Genomic DNA, 16,713 nt, shown 5'->3' with positions numbered 1-16,713 from the left:
CGCCCACCATCCAGACCGGAACAACAGGAGGAAACCATGGCCGGACGTATCGACGCACGACTGAAGGAACTGGGGATCGAGCTGCCGCAGGCCGCCGCCCCGGTCGCCGCCTATGTGCCCTTCGTGCGCACGGGCAACCAGCTCTTCATCTCCGGCCAAATCCCGCTGGTGAATGGAGAGGTCAAGCACAAGGCCAAGCTGGGCGCCGATTACGGCGTGGAGCAGGGCTACGAGGCCGCGAAGACCTGCGCCATCAACATCATCGCCCAGGCCAAAGCGGCCCTGGACGGCGATCTGGACCGGGTCGTCCGCGTGGTGAAGCTGGTGGGCTTCGTGAACTCCACGCCCGACTTCACCGACCAGCCCAAGGTGATCAACGGCGCTTCGGAGCTGATGAGCCAAGTCTTCGGCGATGCCGGCCGCCACGCCCGCTCCGCCGTTTCCGCGGCCAGCCTGCCGCTCGGCGTGGCGGTCGAGGTGGAGGCGATCCTCGAAGTGGCGTGACAATCCGCGCTGCGCCTGCGAAGCTTGCCCAGCGGGTCGGGTGTGCTACATGGCACCTGACCCGCCCGAAGCCGCGGAGCCAGTATGCCCGACGGATCAGATCAGGACGCACGCCTTTCCATCCGGCTGGAAACCAGCATCGCCAGCATACCGGCGGCGGAATGGGATGCCTGCAACGGCCCCGGCGCGCCCTTCACCAGCCACAGCTTCCTACGCATTCTTGAAGAAAGCGGGTCCGTTGGCGACGGCACCGGCTGGTCTCCCCACCATATGGCGGTGCGGGACGGCAATGGACGGCTGGTGGCCTGCGCGCCGCTCTATCTGAAGTCCCATTCCTACGGGGAATATGTCTTCGACCATGGCTGGGCCAATGCATGGCAGCAGGCCGGCGGTCGTTACTACCCCAAGCTCCAGCTCTCAGTTCCCTTCACGCCGGTGACCGGCCGCCGTCTGCTGCTGAGCGCCGGCGCGCCGGAGGGAACGCTTGAGTTGATGATGGCCGCGCTGGCCAAGATCACGGGCGACAACCGCCTCTCCTCCGCCCATGTGACCTTCCCCACCAAGGCGGAATTCGACGCCTTCGGAAAGGCCGGCTGGCTACAGCGCACCGGCGTCCAGTTCCACTGGGAAAACCGGGGCTATGGCAGCTTCGACGATTTCCTGGCCACCTTCTCATCGCGCAAACGCAAGGCCGTGAAGAAGGAGCGGCGGACGGTGGCCGAAAGCGGGCTGGAGCTGCTGACCCTGACCGGCGCCGAGCTGAAGCCGGAGCACTGGGATGTCTTCTACCGCTTCTACATCGATACCAGCGACCGTAAATGGGGCTCCCCCTATCTGACCCACGAGTTCTTCCATCTTCTGGGGGCCGAAATGGCGGATCAGGTCGTGTTGGTCATGGCGCGCGACAATGGGCGCTGGGTGGCGGGCGCATTAAACCTGCTGGGCGGCGATACGCTCTATGGCCGCAACTGGGGCAGCAGGGGCGACTATCCCTACCTGCATTTCGAGGCCTGCTATTATCGGGCAATCGAGTTCGCCATTGAGCGTGGGCTGGCGCGGGTGGAGGCCGGGGCGCAGGGGCAGCATAAAATCCAGCGCGGCTACCTGCCGGTGCCGACCTACAGCGCCCACTGGATACCCAATGCGAGCTTCCGGACGGCCGTGGCCGACTTCCTGGATCGTGAGCGTGAGGAGATGGAGGAGGAGATCGCGCTGCTGGCGGAGGAGAGCCCCTACCGCAAGGACGGGGAGAGTTGAGCTCCTCCGGTCAGTAAGGAACCCGGTCCGCCTTCGCCGTCCACTCCTTGAACACGTCCAGCGCCTCCCGCAGGGGGACGTGCTTGCAGGGCAGATCACGATCTTCCGGAGCCAGAGGAATCTGGCCATAGATCAGAGCATCGTCAAACCCGATGGAGGCCGCCTCGTCCCGGCTGTTGGCGAAGACGATCCGGTCCAGCCGCGCCCAATGGATGGCGGCGAGGCACATGGGGCAGGGTTCGCAGCTCGCATAGATCACGCCTCCGCGAAGATCGAACCGGCCAAGCTCCGCGCAGGCCTTGCGGATCGCCACCACCTCGGCATGGGCGGTGGGATCGTTGGTGGAGGTGACCTGGTTCCACCCTTCCCCCACCACCTTCCCGTCCAGCACGATCACCGCCCCGAATGGCCCCCCGGCGCCGGTCAGCATTCCATGCCGGGACAGTTCCGCCGAGCGGCGAAGGAAGGCGAGATCGTCGGTCATAAGGCGGGTCTCAAGTCGTTCAGGAACGGTGCAATCACCGGGGCGACCATAGAACATGCCTCCGCCCCAGGCCAGAGGAGCGGTGCACATGCGCCCGGTGGCTGCCAAGCCTCTCAACGGTCGACGTTCCAGCCGTGCGACACGTAGGTATAGGGCACCTGGATGTAGTTGAAGACCCTGCCGACATCCGCCCTCGCCCCCAGAAGCCGGGTAACATTCAGGCCGATCCCGACATAGACGTGCCGCCGCCGCTCATCCTGCTCGGGTTGGAACTGGTCGTAATCCCGATACCCGCGGGCATAGAAGCCGAGATGCAGTTCTAGGCTGCGCAGCGCCGGGTTCTGGATCGCGTCGAAGCCCTCCGCCTTGATGGCCAGCAGATATTTCAGCCGCTCATAATCCGTGAACACGTCGGTCTGGAACGGACCGCCGCGGAACGGGTCGTACTCGGCCCGAAAATCGATTTTCCGCGCCAGGTCCGGATAGTCCCAGAGGACGTAGCCAAGGGCCGCCCCGGCGACGTTGAACAGCATGTCCTGATATGAGAAGCCGTAATCGTCGCTGATGGAGTCGCCCAGCTCCACCAGCCCCATGATGCCGATGGAGGAGAATGCCCCATACCGGGCCGCCTCCCTTTGCGTAAATCCCCACTGCTCGTACTGGCGGGAAAAGAGATGGCCGAGGGCATAGCCGCTCCACCCATGGCCGAGCTTGTCGGCGCCACCCTCCGTCGTCGTGCGGCTGAACCAGCCCTCATCCTGAAAACGCGGACCACCGGAGCCCCAGTCCCAGGCGAAAGCGCCCCAGGCGAGAACGGAAGCACCGGCGCCGACATTGAGATGGAACGCCTTGCGCTCTTTGCTCCATTCCTCGTCCCAGAGGGCCGCTGCCGGCCCGGTCATGCAGATGAGGAGAGCGACGATGCTGAACAACCGGATCAGAAGCGGCATTTGCTGGCGCGGGTCCCGACTCTGTGGATAGGCCTGCCAGCGGCAACATGATCGCGGTGATTAAGCTCCGACCGCGGAGCCGGACTGTCCTAATTCCCGAAGCTCAGGAGTGCGGGCGCTTTGTGGATGATCTCCTCCAGGATCATCTCCGCCGTCTCCAGATCCGCTTTGAGCTTGTCGCCCAGCTTGTCGGCATATTCGGGGCGTTTCAGCTTCTCCGCCGCCTCGTAGAGGATGCGCAGCTCCTGCACGAAGATTTCGCGGGCTCCCATGGGCAGCGTCGTCTTGGCCGAAAGAACAAAGAAGAAGCGCATGCTGGCCCGCACGAGCACGCCAAGCATCAGCATGTCCAGCCGGGCATATTCCTCCCGAAGCTCGTTGACCCAAGCCGTATCGATGACCTTGAAGCGCCCCTCGATCAGGATGCAGAGCGCCCGGAACTCCCCGACCTTGCTCCGGAACTCGTTATAGACCTTGAAGCTGTCCTTGGCCGCTTCCTCTTCCGCAAGTTTCGCGAGCGCCACCGCATCCCGGGCTTGGCGTTCAAGCGCCGCGATCAGGGCCTGGACTTCTGTTTTCGTATAGGTGCGTTTCACGTCGGCCCGCGGAGATATCGGATTACCTTCCAGGAAGTGTATAACCCCCGCTGCACCCTCGCGGAAGTGGTCGGACGCAGGTTGCAGGCTCCTGCTTCCAAAAGCTGACAGTCTGGTGCATCGTCCGCGCGCGGAGCGCCGCCCGGCACCGTCCCATCCTTCCTGGTCCTGTTCAGATGCCGTTGCCCGGTTCGCGCTCCGCCGCTGTTCCTTTTATCCTGGTCACGATCTTCCTCGATGTGCTGGCCTTCGGGATCGCCATTCCCGTGCTGCCGGAGATCATCCGGCAGATGACCGAAGGAAGCGCCGATCTGGCAGCCCGGTGGACCGGGCTGTTGATGGCGGGCTTCGCCTTCATGCAGTTCGTGTTCGCGCCGATCCTGGGGGCGTTGAGCGACCGGTTCGGCAGGCGGACGATTCTGCTGGCCTCCGCCTTCGGGGCGGCATTGGACCATCTGGTCGTGGTCTTCGCGCCCACCGTGTGGTGGCTGCTGGTCGGCCGGATGCTGTGCGGCGTCACCGCAGCAAGCTTTCCCGTGGCGAATGCCTATATCGCCGACATCACCCCGCCGGAGCATCGGGCCCGCGGCTTCGGTCTGCTGGGCGCGGCCTTGGGGCTGGGCTTCGTCCTGGGGCCGATCATCGGCGGAGTCCTGGGCGGGATCGACCTCCGCCTTCCCTTCATGGTCGCGGCCGGGCTGGCGGGCCTGAGCTTCATCTACGGCTTCCTGGTCCTGCCCGAAAGTCTGCCGGCGGAGCATCGGCGGCCATTCCGCTGGAGCCAGGCGAACCCGGCCGCATCCTTGCTGGCCCTACGGGAGAACCCGACGGTAATGGGGCTGGCCGGCACCTTGGTCTGCTTGATGCTGGCCTTCGGCGTGCTCCAATCGGTCTGGGTACTTTCCACCGCGGAACGTTTCGGTTGGTCGCCCTTGGAGAACGGGCTAAGCCTGACGCTGGTCGGCTTCGCCACCGCCCTGGTGCAGGGCGCGCTGCTATCCCCCATCGTCAAGCGGCTGGGGGACCGGAGAACCATTCTGGGCGGCATCGGGACGATGCTGCTGGCCTATGTGGCCTACGGGCTGGCTCCCGCAGGAGTCGTCTTCTGCGCGGCTATTCTGATGCATACGCTGGGCGGGGTCGCCTCTCCCACCATGCAGGGGCTTATCACGCGTTCGGTCGACCCGGGCCGGCAGGGCGCCGTCCAGGGGGCGATCACCAGCCTGAACAACCTGACCTTCATCGCAGCGCCCATGATCGGCGCCGGCCTCTTCGCCGGCTTCACCGGACCGGCCGCCGCCCTGCCCTTGCCCGGCATCCCCTTCCTGTTCGGCGCGGCGAGCCTGGGAGCGGCATTCCTCATCGCCCGGCGGGTGCTGGGGCGGATGCCGGTCGCAGTGCCCGCGGAGTAGGATCGGCTCGCCCGCACAGCGTAGCGCTGATCCAGCAACCGACCGCCTAAAGAAAAAAGCCCCGGGATCGCTCCCAGGGCTTTTCTCCATCCGGTGACGGCGGAGATTACTCCACCATCTCCGGCACCTTCTCGTCCTCGCGGCCGCCCTTCGGCTCCGCGTAGGTGAAGTCCAGGTGGTTGTCCTTGACCACCACCGTGACCGCACCGCCCTTGGTGAGACGGCCGAACAGCAGTTCCTCCGCCAGGGGCTTCTTGACATGCTCCTGGATGGTGCGGGCCAGCGGACGGGCGCCCATGATCGGGTCGTAGCCCTTCTTGGCCAGCCACTCGCGGGCCTCGTCGGACAGCTCAATGGTCACGCCGCGGTCGCTGAGCTGGGCTTCCAGCTCCATCACGAACTTGTCCACGACGCGGGCCACCGTCTCTTCCTTCAGACCGGCGAAGGGCACGATGGCGTCCAGCCGGTTGCGGAATTCCGGCGTGAACATCTTCTTGATCGCCTCCTCATCCTCGCCGATCCGGACCTCCCGGCCGAAGCCGATGGCGGCCTTGGCCATGTCGGCAGCGCCGGCATTGGTGGTCATGATCAGGATGACGTTGCGGAAATCCACCGTCTTGCCGTTGTGGTCGGTCAGCTTCCCGTGATCCATGACCTGCAGCAGGATGTTGTAAAGGTCCGGATGGGCCTTCTCGATCTCATCCAGCAGCAGGACGCAGTGCGGGTGCTGGTCCACAGCGTCGGTCAGCAGACCGCCCTGGTCGAACCCGACATAGCCCGGAGGGGCGCCGATCAGGCGGCTGACCGTGTGCCGCTCCATGTATTCCGACATGTCGAAGCGGGTCAGCTCGATCCCCAGCGTGCGGGCGAGTTGCTTGGCCACCTCGGTCTTGCCGACGCCGGTCGGGCCGGAGAACAGATAGTTGCCGATCGGCTTCTCCGCATCGCGCAGGCCGGCACGGGCCAGCTTGATGGCGGAGACAAGGGCGTCGATGGCCTGGTCCTGGCCGAAGACCATGGTCTTCAGGTCGCGTTCCAGGTTCTGCAGCACTTCCTTGTCGTCACGGCTGACGGATTTGGGCGGGATGCGGGCGATCTTGGCGATCACCGCCTCCACGTCCTTCTGGGCGATGGTCTTCTTCCGCTTGCTGTCCGGCAGCAGGGCCTGGGCGGCGCCGACCTCGTCGATCACATCGATCGCCTTGTCGGGCAGCTTTCGGTCCCCGATGTACTTGGCCGACAGCTCCACCGCCGACTTGATGGCGTCCTTGGTGTAGCGGACCTTGTGATACTGCTCGTAGTAAGTCTTGATGCCTTCCAGGATCTTGATCGCGTCATCGATTGTCGGCTCGTTGACGTCGATCTTCTGGAAGCGGCGCACCAGGGCCCGGTCCTTCTCGAAGTAGTTCCGGTACTCCTTGTACGTCGTGGAGCCGACGCAGCGCAGCGAGCCCGAGGCCAGGGCCGGCTTCAGCAGGTTGGACGCATCCATGGCTCCGCCGCTGGTGGCGCCGGCGCCGATCACCGTGTGGATTTCGTCGATGAAGAGTATCGAACCTTCCAGCGCCTCCAGTTCGGAGACGACGGACTTCAGCCTCTCCTCGAAGTCGCCGCGGTAGCGGGTGCCGGCCAGCAGCGCACCCATGTCGAGGGCGAAGATGGTGCTGTCCTTCAGCACCTCCGGCACCTCGCCGTGGACGATGCGGCGGGCGAGGCCTTCCGCGATGGCGGTCTTGCCGACGCCGGGGTCACCCACATAGAGCGGGTTGTTCTTGGAGCGGCGGCACAGGATCTGGATGGTCCGTTCGACCTCCTGCTCCCGGCCGATCAGCGGGTCGATCTTGCCGCTGGCCGCCTTCTTGTTGAGGTTGACGCAGTACGCTTCGAGGGCCTCAGTGCCTTTTTTCACGACCTTCTCCGCCTGGGCGTCGTCGTCAGCTCCGGAGACACGCTTTGTTTCAGTGCGGCCGGGCGCCTTGGCGATGCCGTGAGAGATGTAGTTCACCGCGTCGAACCGGGTCATCTCCTGCTCCTGCAGGAAATAGACTGCGTGGCTCTCGCGTTCGGAGAACAGGGCAACCAGCACATTGGCTCCCGTCACCTCTTCACGGCCCGAACTTTGGACGTGGATCGCCGCCCGCTGCAGGACGCGCTGGAAGCCTGCAGTCGGTTTGGCGTCGTCGGGCCGGTTGGTGATCAGGTTTGTCAGTTCGTTGTCGAGGTACTCGACAAGCTCCGTGCGGAGCTTCTGAATTTCCACCCCGCAAGCACGCAGGACCGCCACGGCGTCCTGGTCTTCGGTCAAGGCAAGCAGGAGGTGTTCGAGGGTAGCGTACTCGTGGCGGCGCTCGTTGGCGAAGGCCAGGGCTCGGTGGAGCGTCTGCTCGAGGTTACGCGAGAGCATGCCGGGCTAATCCTTCTCAAGAGTACACTGCAGAGGGTGCTGGTGCTGGCGGGCGAAGTCCATGACCTGCGTCACTTTCGTCTCCGCCACCTCGTAGGTGAAGACCCCGCAGACACCAACCCCGCGCCTGTGCACATGCAACATGATGCGGGTGGCCTCTTCGCGGTTCTTGTTGAAAAAACGCTCCAACACGTGGACGACAAACTCCATCGGCGTGTAGTCGTCATTCAACATCAAGACTTTGTACATCGAAGGCTTCTTGGTCTTCGGCTTGGCCTTGACGACCACGCCGGTTCCCGTACCCCCGTCTCCAGTCTTGTCCTGATCGGCCATGGCTTCAGGTATCGTCGTCACTCAAGGTCATCCTACGCTCAATCATATGAAATCGGGGGCGCAGGTTGGAAGGGGCGACATTTAGGTTCATCCGCTTTCCCCACCGCTTTCCAATGGCCCCACCCCCGCCGCGGTTCCGGCAGGACCAGCGTCGCACCGGCAGAGTCCTGTCCCCGGCGGCTTAGCCCATCCGCGAACAGCTAGCCCTATTTCCGCTTCCGGCGAAACAGAAAAGGGTCCGGCGGAGCGAACCACCGGACCCTTGGCCCACCGCAGGCGACAGGCGGCGGCCCCGTCCGGGTCCTGCCGCCGCCGCTTCCGCGGATGCGAGATCAGGCTGCGAGGCCCGGCTTCGCAAGCTTCTCAACCGTCGCGTTGATGCGCGCGGAGATCGGCTCGACCGCCTCGCTCGCCACCTTCACGGAGATTTCGGAGACCTTGGTGGCCTCCGCGACCATGGCGTCGAAGCTGGTGCGGGCATATTCGGTCTGCAGATCGACCAGCTCGCGCATCGTCTTCACGGCCATCATGGCCTTGGCGGCGGTGACGCCCTGCTCGTACTGGGCCTGGGTATAGGCCATCATGGCCCTGGACAGGGTCTCGAAACCCTTGGCCACGACGGTGCTGGACTGCATCAGCGCGTCCACGTTCGCCTTGTACTGGCCGGCGACATCGTCATAAGCCTGAAAAACCTGCTTGCCCATCTTATCCACCTGTTCCTTCGCATAGGCCATGGCCTGCTCCACATTCTTTACGGCCGTGTCCGGGGCCGCCTGCGCATTGGTCTGGATCGTTTCGGCCGCTTCCGTGGCTGGCGCCACGGCTGCTGCGACCTTCGGGGTTCTGGCACGGATCGCCATGGTTCATCTCCTTGCGCTCATTCGGATGCCGGTCCAGATCGGCCCCGGCACCGGGTTGCCGCTCCGGTCTGCTCAGCCGCATCGCTCCGATCCGGGGCAGACCGCGGCGCCCGGGCCGATCCAGCGGCCCGAATTTTCCGGCCCCGCCATGCTGCAATGCAACATGCACCGTTATATCGACTCGACAGACGCGGGGTCAACCGGCACTTTTGTGCACCGCAACATCAGACGCTGGTAACTGCCCGGATCGCTTGAGAGAATCGGCGGGGCGTGACAGGATGCCGCAGGCGTTGACGTTGCGCGCAACGGAGATGTCAACTTTTCACCTCTACTCTGGCCGGGCAATCCCGAGGCTTGCCGGCGCCTCGTTCCACCGTCCAGGGCAAGACAATGACCTACTGCCTCGGCATCAAGATTCGCGACGGACTCATCGGACTCTCCGATGGCCGCATCACCAGCGGTAGCCAGGTTTCCGTGGCCCGCAAAGTGACGCTGCTCGGGTCCGGCGGCGACCGCTTCTTCATCATGACGTCCGGCCTGCGCAGCGTGCGGGACAAGACACTGGCCTATCTACGGCGGGAGCGGAGCCGCCCCGATGCCAAGCCGTTCGAGACCATGCTGGACGCGGTAACGGCCTTCTCCGATTGCCTGCGGCAGGTCACGGCGGAGGACAAGGATGCGCTGGCTGCGTCCAAGCTGGCCTTCAACCTGCACGCCATCATCGGCGGCCGCCTGCCGGGCGACACCGAACCGACCATGTTCCTGGTCTATCCGGAAGGCAACTGGATCGAGGTGGATGAGCGGACGCCCTATCTCTCCATTGGCGCCACAGCTTATGGCAAGCCGATCCTGGACCGGGCCCTGTCCCACGATACCCCGATGCAGACGGCCCTGAAGATCGCCTACCTTTCGTTCGACAGCAGCCGGTACAGCAGCGCCGACGTGGGCTTCCCCGTGGATCTCGTGACCTACAGCAATGCCGACCGGACCTGGCGGGAGGCGCAGTACGATTACGACGATCTGGTCGAGCAGCGGCAATGGTGGAACAAGCACATCACGAAGCTTGCCACTGAACTTCCGGATTCGCCCTGGGCCGACCGGCTGCTGACGCCGCGCAACATCGTTACGGCTGCGGAATAAAGCTGATGTCCTGGCGCGCGCCCGGCTGCGCCGTATAGGCGGACAGGAAATAGAACCCGTCGAAGCAGCCGGTCGCGAACCAGCGGAGCTTGGAAGCGCCGAGGTCGAGTTGGGAATGTGGCGGCAGGAAGACCCCGCCTCGGGCGAGACGCAGGGCCACCGCCTGGAACTGTTCCGCGGAGAGGGAGGCGACGTTGCCCGGCACGCCCTGCGCCGGCAGGGCCGGGTCGCCGGGGCCGAGCTGGGAGACATTGCTGACGGCAAGCTGCCACACCGTCATGGTCCCGCCCTTGTCCGGTCGGCCGGCAAGTTCCAGGATGCGCACCGACTGGCCCGGTAGGCCGGCGTTGAAGATCAGCCGGTACCGGTCAGCCGTGCCCTCGCGGCAGCCGTCGCGCAGATCCTCGCCATAGAGATAGCCGGCCCAAGTGAGCCCGCCGGCGCTCTGCGCCGCCTTGCCGGCGGCCATCCGCCCCGGATCGGACGCACCCGCGCAGCCCGTCACAAGCCCAGCCGCGAGCAACGCGGCGGACAGGCGGGTCGTCAGGGTTCTGCGTCTCTGGCCCATCCCCTGAACATAGTCGCCCCCAATCATCCAAGCGAGGCGGCTGTCAAGCCCGATAGGCTGTCCCGAACGAAATACCCGTTTGGGCATCACAATGGGGCGGAAATGGGCCAAGCCGAAACGTCTTCTCAACGAATCTCCGGTAGACACTGATTTCATTCGAATTTAGCTTAGCGGAGCAGAGCCGGAATGGCTGCTTCGAGGGGGGCCTTGCACCGTGACCATGACATCAGCGCGTCGACCTTCCATGTTCTCAACCGCCGATGCTCCTTCCCGCGTGGGGCATCTCCGGGCCGCGCTGCTGATGCCTCTGGCACTGCTGGCGTTGCTGGTCCTGGCGCCCCTCCCCGCCCTGGCCAAGTACGCGTCCATTGTCATCGACGCGAAAAGCGGACAGGTGTTGCACGCCGCCAATGCGGATACCCGCAATTTCCCAGCGTCCCTCACCAAAATGATGACGCTGTTCATGACCTTCGAGGCGCTGGAGCGCGGGAAGCTGAAGCTCGACCAGAGTCTTCCGGTTTCCGCCCGGGCCGAGGGCATGGCTCCCAGCAAGCTCGGCCTGCGGCGCGGTCAGACCATCACGGTGGAGGAGTGCATCCGCGCCCTCGCCACCAAGTCCGCCAATGATGCGGCCGTCGTGCTGGCCGAGGCGATCGGCGGAACGGAAATCGAGTTCGCCCGGATGATGACGGAGCGCGCCCGCAAGCTGGGCATGACCCGCACCACGTTCCGCAACGCTTCCGGCCTTCCGAATGCCGGCCAGCTCTCCACCGCGCGGGACATGGCCCGGCTGGCCCAGGCGCTGATCCAGGATCAGGGCAAGTACTACCCCTACTTCAACACCCGCAGCTTCAGCTTCCGCGGCGTCACGCACCGCAGCCACAACCGGTTGATGGCCCGATACGAGGGCATGGACGGTCTGAAGACCGGATATATCCGTGCCTCCGGCTTCAATCTCGTCTCCTCCGCCGTGCGCGACGGGCGGCGGCTGATCGGAGTCGTGTTCGGCGGCGAGACCGCGGCATGGCGCGACAACCACATGGCGGACCTGCTGGACGAAGCGTTCAATGGCACCACCACGCCGATGCTGGTGGCGGCGGTGGGCGCGGCCGGCCGGCGCGCTGCAGACATGCCGGTTCCCAGCCGCAAGCCCGACGGATCGGAGAACGACGTGGCGTCGGTCGTCGCCGCTGCCGCCGGAGCGATCGCCAGCGGGGCCGGTGAACTGGCCCTGGCCAAGCCGGCCATTGCCGGAACCCTCGCGGCTCCCAACCCTGCGCGGGAGCCGAGCGGCTGGGGCATCCAGGTCGGCGCCTTCAACAACAAGGCCGCCAGCCAGAAGGCCGTCGCCAGCGCGTCCGAGCGGGCGCCAGCCCTGTTGAACGCCGCCATCCCCCATGTGGTGGAAGTGCCGACCGACGGCGGCAGGCTGTACCGCGCCCGTCTGATGGGCCTGGACGAGAAGAGCGCGCGCACCGTCTGCGCCCAACTCTCCCGCGCCGGCCTGGGCTGCCTGACGGTTCCTCCGGCAGGACGCTGACCTTAGGTTTGTTGGCCGGCCGGGCCTTCCGGTCGGCACCTGCAAAAAAAAGCCCCCGCATCCTACGATGCGGGGGTTTTTCTTTCCGAGCAGAGCGCTTGGATCAGAAGCCGGCGGGCGCTTCGATCCCGCTGGCCTTGAGCTGCTCCTTGATGAAGCCCTTCAGCCGCTCCAGCCCTTCCTCGCTGAACGCCTCGGCGCGGGCCACCAGCACGTCCTGGGTGTTGGACGCGCGGAGCAGCCACCAGCCGTCCGGGGTCTTCACCCGAACGCCATCGATGTCGTTGACCTGAAGGTCGGGGTTGCCAGCCGCATCGGCCTTCACCCGCGCCTTGATCTCGTCAATGGCGGCGAATTTCCGCTCTTCATTCACCTGGAAGCGGACTTCCGGCGTGTTCAGCACCGGCGGCAGCCGGTCCCGCAGGGCGGAAAGCGGGCCCATGCGGCTGACCAGCCCCAGCAGGCGGATGCCGCAGTACAGGGCGTCGTCGAAGCCGTAATATTTGTCGGCGAAGAAGATATGGCCGGACATCTCACCCGCCAGCGGGCTGCCGGTCTCCGCCATTTTCGCCTTCAGCAGGGAGTGGCCGGTCTTCCACATCAGCGGCTTGCCGCCATTCCGCTCGATCTCATCGAACAAGGTCTGGCTGGCCTTGACGTCGGCGATGATGGTCGCGCCCGGATGATCCTTCAGGACATCCATGGCGTAGATGGCCACCAGCTGGTCGCCCCAGACGATGCGGCCCTTCTCGTCGATGGCGCCGATACGGTCGCCATCGCCGTCAAAGGCGATGCCCAGCGCGCACTTCTCCTTATGGACCGTTTCTGTGATGTCCTCGAGGTTCTCGGGCACCGTGGGGTCCGGATGGTGGTTCGGGAAGTTGCCGTCGATCTCGTCGAACAGGGTGATGTGCTCACCCGGCAGGCGCGCCACCAGCCGCCGGAGGATCTCACCCGTCGCGCCGTTGCCGGCATCCCAGGCGCACTTCAGCGGCGTGGTGCCGTCATAGTCCTGAAGCAGGCGGTCGACATAGGCGTCCTTGACGTCGATCTGTTCCGACGAACCCTGGCCGGTGACGAAGTCGCCCTCCGCCGCCAGCTTCCCGATCTGCAGGATCTGCTCCCCGAAGAAGGGGGCCTTGCCCAGCATCATCTTGAAGCCGTTATAGTCCGGCGGGTTGTGGGAGCCGGTGATCATGACGCCGGCATCGAGATTCATGTGCCGCACGGTGAAGTACAGCATCGGCGTCGGGCCCAGGCCGATGCGCACCACGGACAGGCCGGTGGAGACCAGCCCCTCCACGCAGGCCGCCTCGAGTTCCGGCGAAGACAGGCGGCCGTCATAGCCGATGGCCACGCGCCTTCCGCCGGCGCGGGCCACGATGGTGCCGAAGCCGCGGCCAATGGCGCGGGCGTCGTCGGCGGTCAGAGTCTTACCGATGATCCCGCGGATGTCGTATTCGCGCAGAACCGTGGGATGGAACTGGTGGGCAAGCGTCATTGAAAGCACCTATCAGATCAGCGCCGTCTCTTGGGGTTCGCGCGTTGTTGTCGCGTGCGGCAGGCGGGACGGGCGTCCGATCGAGTAGTACTCGAAACCGGCCATGTCCATTTCTTCCGGATTATAGATGTTGCGCAGATCGACCATGACCGGCGCCTTCAGCAGCGAGCGGACGCGGCGAAGGTCGAGCGCGCGGAACTCGTTCCATTCCGTAAGGATGGTGACACAGTCGGCCTCCTCCAGCGGGGCATAGGCATCGTCGCACCAAGTCACACCCGGGAGCATCCGGCGCGCCTCGTGCATGCCGGCAGGATCGTATGCGTAGACCTGCGCCCCGGCCTCCTGAAGCATCGGAATGATGTCCAGCGACGGAGCGTCGCGCATGTCGTCGGTGTTGGGCTTGAAGGTCACGCCCAGAACGGCGACGCGCTTGTCCTTCACGCTGCCGCCGCAGGCCTCGATGATGCGCCCGGCCATGGCCTTCTTGCGCTGGTCATTGACCTCGACCACCGTTTCGATGATGCGCAGCGGCGCACCGTAATCCTGGGCCGTACGCACCAGGGCCAGCGTGTCCTTGGGGAAGCACGATCCGCCATAGCCGGGGCCCGGGTGCAGGAACTTCTTGCCGATCCGGCCGTCCAGCCCGATGCCCTTGGCGACGTCGTGAACGTCGGCGCCCACGCGCTCGCACAGGTCCGCCACCTCGTTGATGAAGGTGATCTTGGCGGCCAGGAAGGTGTTGGCGGCGTACTTGATCAGCTCGGAGGTTTCCAGGCTGGTCAGCACGATCGGGGTCTCGATCAGGTACAAGGGCCGATACAGCGCCCGCATCACCGCCCGCGCCCGATCGCTGTCGGTGCCGATCACCACCCGGTCGGGGCGCATGAAATCGGCAATGGCCGCACCCTCGCGCAGGAACTCCGGGTTGGAGGCCACATCGAAATCCGCCTCCGGCCGGGCCTTGCGGATCACCCGCGCCACTTCGCGGCCCGTCCCCACCGGCACGGTGCTCTTGGTCACCACCACCGTGTAACGGTTGGGGTCCAGCGCGCGCCCGATCTCCTCGGCCGCGGCATAGACATAGGAAAGGTCGGCATGGCCGTCGCCGCGCCGGGTCGGCGTGCCCACCGCGATGAAGACCGCGTCGGCGCCCTGGACGGCCTCCGCCAGATCGGTGGTGAAGCTCAGCCGTCCGGCCTTGGCGTTCTTCTCCACCAGATCCTCGAGGCCCGGCTCGTAGATCGGGATTTCTCCCCGCTTCAGCCGCTCGATCTTGCCTGCGTCCTTGTCGACGCAGCACACTGTCACGCCGAATTCGGAGAAGCAGGCCCCCGAGACCAGACCCACATACCCCGTACCGATCATCGCGATCTTCATCGCATACGCCCTTCTACTGTCGAAAGCCCGATCAGCGCCCCTGAACGGGCCGGATCAGATCATGTCCCTTAACGCAGTACGAACCTTGTCGGCCATGTCCGGCCGCTCCAAGGCGTAGGCGACGTTTGCGAGGACGAAGCCCAACTTATCACCGCAATCGAACCGCCGCCCCTCGAATTTGAATCCGTGAAAGGGCTGGGACCCGATCAGGCGGGCCATGGCATCGGTGAGCTGGATTTCGCCCCCGGCGCCGGTCTCGAACCGGGAGAGATGATCGAAGATTTCGGGCTGCAGGATGTAACGGCCCTGAATCGAAAGATTGCTGGGCGCGTCGGCCGGGTCCGGCTTCTCCACCAGCCCCTTGACCGCGACCAGGCGTCCATCCTCCTTCTCGATGTCGAGGATGCCGTACTTGTTGGTCTGCTCGCGCGGAACTTCGAAGACGGAGAGAAGATTGCCGCCGACCTGTTCGTACGCGTCCATCATCTGCGCAAGGCACGGCTTCGGCCCGAGCACCTGCTCATCGGGCAGGATGACGGCGAAGGGTTCATCGCAGATGAATTCGCGCGCGCACCAGACGGCATGCCCCAGGCCCAACGGCTGCGGCTGCCGAACATAGGACAGGTTGCCGCTTTCGATCTGGAGATCTTCAACGACCTTCAGCAGGTCGTTCTTGCCGCGCTTGCGCAGCGTCTCGTTCAGTTCATAGTTGTAGTCGAAATGGTCTTCCAGCGGGCTCTTGCCGCGGCTGGTGACGAAGCAGAACATTTCGATGCCAGCGGCCTTCGCCTCTTCGACCGCATGCTGGATCAGCGGTCTGTCCGCAAGCGGAAGCATCTCCTTTGGAATCGCCTTGGTGGCTGGAAGAAACCGGGTGCCGAGACCCGCAACGGGGAATACGGCCTTACGGACTTTCTGGGGCATGACGATCCTTGGAAAAATCGTAGGGCTTGCCGGAGTTCCGCCATGCAATAGCGGCCCGGATGCCGCAACTTGTGCCACACGGTCAGAGACACTGACAACCCACCCGAACCGAGCAGTTTTCGACCATTTTGGTCAGGTTCGGGACCTGGAATGCTCCAAAAGCAGGTCCTTCGCCCGGTTGATCTGCGCCGCGATATAGGTAGACCCACCCTGGTCGGGATGGTTGCGCAGCATCAGCCGCCGGTGCGCCTCCCGGATTTCCGCCTCGCCAGCCCCAGGTTGCAGGCCCAGCACCTCCAGCGCCTGTTCCACCGACATGTCGCCGGAAGCGGAAGGCGGAGCATAGTAGTCATGCCGGGCAGCGCCCTCGTCGCGCCCGTCCCGCCAGTCAGGAAATGCGCGGTCGAGGAAGGCTTCGACCAAAGCCTGGGACTGCGGATCGGCCGAGCGCAGCTCTTCCCGCAGCTCCAGCAGTTCGCCCCGACTGAGCTGTCCAAGTTGCTGCCCCTGGAACCGGCTGGACAGCACCTCCCCATCCATCGCGCCGCTGTCATGGTCCAGCCACATGCGGAGATATGCAGTCTCCACGTTCGAGGTCTGGCCGGGCGCCGGGCCTGCGGCCGCCTTGGCGCGGTTCATCTGCATCCGCCAGCGGACAATGAAGGGAAGAAGCAGCGGCAACAGCCAGAGCACCAGGCCGAGTCGCCCGCTTACCACCAGCGCGACCGCCGCCAGCCCTACCAGGACGATACCGACCCAGCGGACGGTGCGGGCAAGCTTCCGCGGATCGGCGTTCGCAAACCCCCGCGCCAGCAGGGTAGTCCCGATCAACAGCCCGACGCCCAGGATCAGCCACTGCATGC

General features: G+C 65.0%; 16 protein-coding genes. 5 read left to right on the top strand and 11 right to left on the bottom strand.

Annotated elements, in window-relative coordinates:
* The first annotated feature begins 36 nt into the window (after positions 1-36).
* Positions 37-504, top strand: a complete 468-nt coding sequence (locus DOL89_RS02500) for a RidA family protein (RefSeq protein ID WP_119677727.1) — start codon at positions 37-39, stop codon at positions 502-504.
* A gap of 84 nt (positions 505-588) precedes the next feature.
* Positions 589-1,761 (top strand): GNAT family N-acetyltransferase, encoded by a 1,173-nt coding sequence (locus DOL89_RS02495; RefSeq protein WP_119677726.1) that lies wholly within the window; start codon positions 589-591, stop codon positions 1,759-1,761.
* A gap of 10 nt (positions 1,762-1,771) precedes the next feature.
* On the opposite strand, the gene DOL89_RS02490 is transcribed toward DOL89_RS02495, so the two are convergent.
* The 3 genes from DOL89_RS02490 to DOL89_RS02480 all read right to left on the bottom strand — a co-directional run bounded on the left by DOL89_RS02490 (position 1,772) and on the right by DOL89_RS02480 (position 3,791).
* Complete coding sequence (locus DOL89_RS02490; RefSeq protein WP_119677725.1) at positions 1,772-2,245, bottom strand: nucleoside deaminase; 474 nt, start codon at positions 2,243-2,245, stop codon at positions 1,772-1,774.
* Between the two features lie 113 nt (positions 2,246-2,358).
* The gene (locus tag DOL89_RS02485; protein WP_119677724.1) at positions 2,359-3,195 is read right to left on the bottom strand and encodes a DUF2279 domain-containing protein; all 837 of its coding nucleotides are present in this window, start codon (positions 3,193-3,195) and stop codon (positions 2,359-2,361) included.
* An 89-nt stretch (positions 3,196-3,284) separates the two neighbouring features.
* A complete protein-coding gene (locus DOL89_RS02480) occupies positions 3,285-3,791 on the bottom strand; it encodes a hypothetical protein (protein ID WP_162937280.1) in 507 nt (168 codons plus the stop codon).
* Positions 3,792-3,967: 176 nt separating this feature from the next.
* Between DOL89_RS02480 and DOL89_RS02475 the strand changes: the two genes are divergently transcribed.
* Positions 3,968-5,203: a TCR/Tet family MFS transporter gene (locus DOL89_RS02475; RefSeq protein WP_119677722.1), complete on the top strand. Its 1,236-nt coding sequence runs from the start codon at positions 3,968-3,970 to the stop codon at positions 5,201-5,203.
* Between the two features lie 106 nt (positions 5,204-5,309).
* Here the strand turns inward: DOL89_RS02475 and clpA are convergent, their stop codons facing one another.
* From clpA to DOL89_RS02460, 3 genes are all read right to left on the bottom strand, one after another.
* Positions 5,310-7,607 (bottom strand): ATP-dependent Clp protease ATP-binding subunit ClpA, encoded by a 2,298-nt coding sequence (clpA, locus tag DOL89_RS02470; RefSeq protein ID WP_119677721.1) that lies wholly within the window; start codon positions 7,605-7,607, stop codon positions 5,310-5,312.
* 6 nt (positions 7,608-7,613) lie between these two features.
* Entirely contained in the window at positions 7,614-7,940 is a 327-nt protein-coding gene (clpS, locus tag DOL89_RS02465) for an ATP-dependent Clp protease adapter ClpS (protein ID WP_119677720.1), read from the bottom strand.
* A 332-nt stretch (positions 7,941-8,272) separates the two neighbouring features.
* Entirely contained in the window at positions 8,273-8,800 is a 528-nt protein-coding gene (locus DOL89_RS02460; RefSeq protein WP_119677719.1) for a phasin family protein, read from the bottom strand.
* A 390-nt stretch (positions 8,801-9,190) separates the two neighbouring features.
* Here DOL89_RS02460 and DOL89_RS02450 point away from each other — a divergent pair, with 390 nt between their 5' ends.
* Positions 9,191-9,940, top strand: a complete 750-nt coding sequence (locus DOL89_RS02450; RefSeq protein WP_119677717.1) for a peptidase — start codon at positions 9,191-9,193, stop codon at positions 9,938-9,940.
* Here the strand turns inward: DOL89_RS02450 and DOL89_RS02445 are convergent.
* A complete protein-coding gene (locus DOL89_RS02445; protein ID WP_119677716.1) occupies positions 9,924-10,508 on the bottom strand; it encodes a hypothetical protein in 585 nt (194 codons plus the stop codon). The two genes, DOL89_RS02450 and DOL89_RS02445, sit on opposite strands and share 17 nt — an antisense overlap.
* Before the next feature lie 244 nt (positions 10,509-10,752).
* On the opposite strand from DOL89_RS02445, the gene DOL89_RS02440 reads away from it, so the two are divergent.
* Complete coding sequence (locus DOL89_RS02440) at positions 10,753-12,048, top strand: D-alanyl-D-alanine carboxypeptidase (protein WP_225889860.1); 1,296 nt, start codon at positions 10,753-10,755, stop codon at positions 12,046-12,048.
* A gap of 103 nt (positions 12,049-12,151) precedes the next feature.
* On the opposite strand, the gene pgmG is transcribed toward DOL89_RS02440, so the two are convergent.
* The 4 genes from pgmG to DOL89_RS02420 all read right to left on the bottom strand — a co-directional run bounded on the left by pgmG (position 12,152) and on the right by DOL89_RS02420 (position 16,711).
* Positions 12,152-13,549: a phosphoglucomutase/phosphomannomutase PgmG gene (gene pgmG, locus DOL89_RS02435; RefSeq protein WP_119677714.1), complete on the bottom strand. Its 1,398-nt coding sequence runs from the start codon at positions 13,547-13,549 to the stop codon at positions 12,152-12,154.
* A gap of 12 nt (positions 13,550-13,561) precedes the next feature.
* Positions 13,562-14,926 carry a UDP-glucose dehydrogenase family protein gene (locus DOL89_RS02430; RefSeq protein WP_119677713.1) on the bottom strand — a complete coding sequence of 455 codons (1,365 nt, stop codon included), beginning with the start codon at positions 14,924-14,926 and terminating at the stop codon, positions 13,562-13,564.
* Between the two features lie 54 nt (positions 14,927-14,980).
* Entirely contained in the window at positions 14,981-15,850 is an 870-nt protein-coding gene (galU, locus tag DOL89_RS02425; RefSeq protein ID WP_119677712.1) for a UTP--glucose-1-phosphate uridylyltransferase GalU, read from the bottom strand.
* A 132-nt stretch (positions 15,851-15,982) separates the two neighbouring features.
* Positions 15,983-16,711 carry a J domain-containing protein gene (locus tag DOL89_RS02420; protein WP_119677711.1) on the bottom strand — a complete coding sequence of 243 codons (729 nt, stop codon included), beginning with the start codon at positions 16,709-16,711 and terminating at the stop codon, positions 15,983-15,985.
* Between the last annotated feature and the right edge of the window lie 2 nt (positions 16,712-16,713).

This window comes from Indioceanicola profundi, assembly GCF_003568845.1.
GTDB classification, from domain to species: domain Bacteria; phylum Pseudomonadota; class Alphaproteobacteria; order Azospirillales; family Azospirillaceae; genus Indioceanicola; species Indioceanicola profundi.
Note: the sequence above shows the minus strand (reverse complement) of the source record. Positions and strands in the feature narration are given on the sequence as shown.

Coding starts and splice junctions, on each gene's coding strand:
- DOL89_RS02500 (WP_119677727.1), top strand. CDS start 37: ATGGCCGGACGTATCGACGCACGACTGAAGGAACTGGGGATCGAGCTG.
- DOL89_RS02495 (WP_119677726.1), top strand. CDS start 589: ATGCCCGACGGATCAGATCAGGACGCACGCCTTTCCATCCGGCTGGAA.
- DOL89_RS02490 (WP_119677725.1), bottom strand. CDS start 2,245: ATGACCGACGATCTCGCCTTCCTTCGCCGCTCGGCGGAACTGTCCCGG.
- DOL89_RS02485 (WP_119677724.1), bottom strand. CDS start 3,195: ATGCCGCTTCTGATCCGGTTGTTCAGCATCGTCGCTCTCCTCATCTGC.
- DOL89_RS02475 (WP_119677722.1), top strand. CDS start 3,968: ATGCCGTTGCCCGGTTCGCGCTCCGCCGCTGTTCCTTTTATCCTGGTC.
- clpA (WP_119677721.1), bottom strand. CDS start 7,607: ATGCTCTCGCGTAACCTCGAGCAGACGCTCCACCGAGCCCTGGCCTTC.
- clpS (WP_119677720.1), bottom strand. CDS start 7,940: ATGGCCGATCAGGACAAGACTGGAGACGGGGGTACGGGAACCGGCGTG.
- DOL89_RS02460 (WP_119677719.1), bottom strand. CDS start 8,800: ATGGCGATCCGTGCCAGAACCCCGAAGGTCGCAGCAGCCGTGGCGCCA.
- DOL89_RS02450 (WP_119677717.1), top strand. CDS start 9,191: ATGACCTACTGCCTCGGCATCAAGATTCGCGACGGACTCATCGGACTC.
- DOL89_RS02445 (WP_119677716.1), bottom strand. CDS start 10,508: ATGGGCCAGAGACGCAGAACCCTGACGACCCGCCTGTCCGCCGCGTTG.
- DOL89_RS02440 (WP_225889860.1), top strand. CDS start 10,753: ATGTTCTCAACCGCCGATGCTCCTTCCCGCGTGGGGCATCTCCGGGCC.
- pgmG (WP_119677714.1), bottom strand. CDS start 13,549: ATGACGCTTGCCCACCAGTTCCATCCCACGGTTCTGCGCGAATACGAC.
- DOL89_RS02430 (WP_119677713.1), bottom strand. CDS start 14,926: ATGAAGATCGCGATGATCGGTACGGGGTATGTGGGTCTGGTCTCGGGG.
- galU (WP_119677712.1), bottom strand. CDS start 15,850: ATGCCCCAGAAAGTCCGTAAGGCCGTATTCCCCGTTGCGGGTCTCGGC.
- DOL89_RS02420 (WP_119677711.1), bottom strand. CDS start 16,711: ATGCAGTGGCTGATCCTGGGCGTCGGGCTGTTGATCGGGACTACCCTG.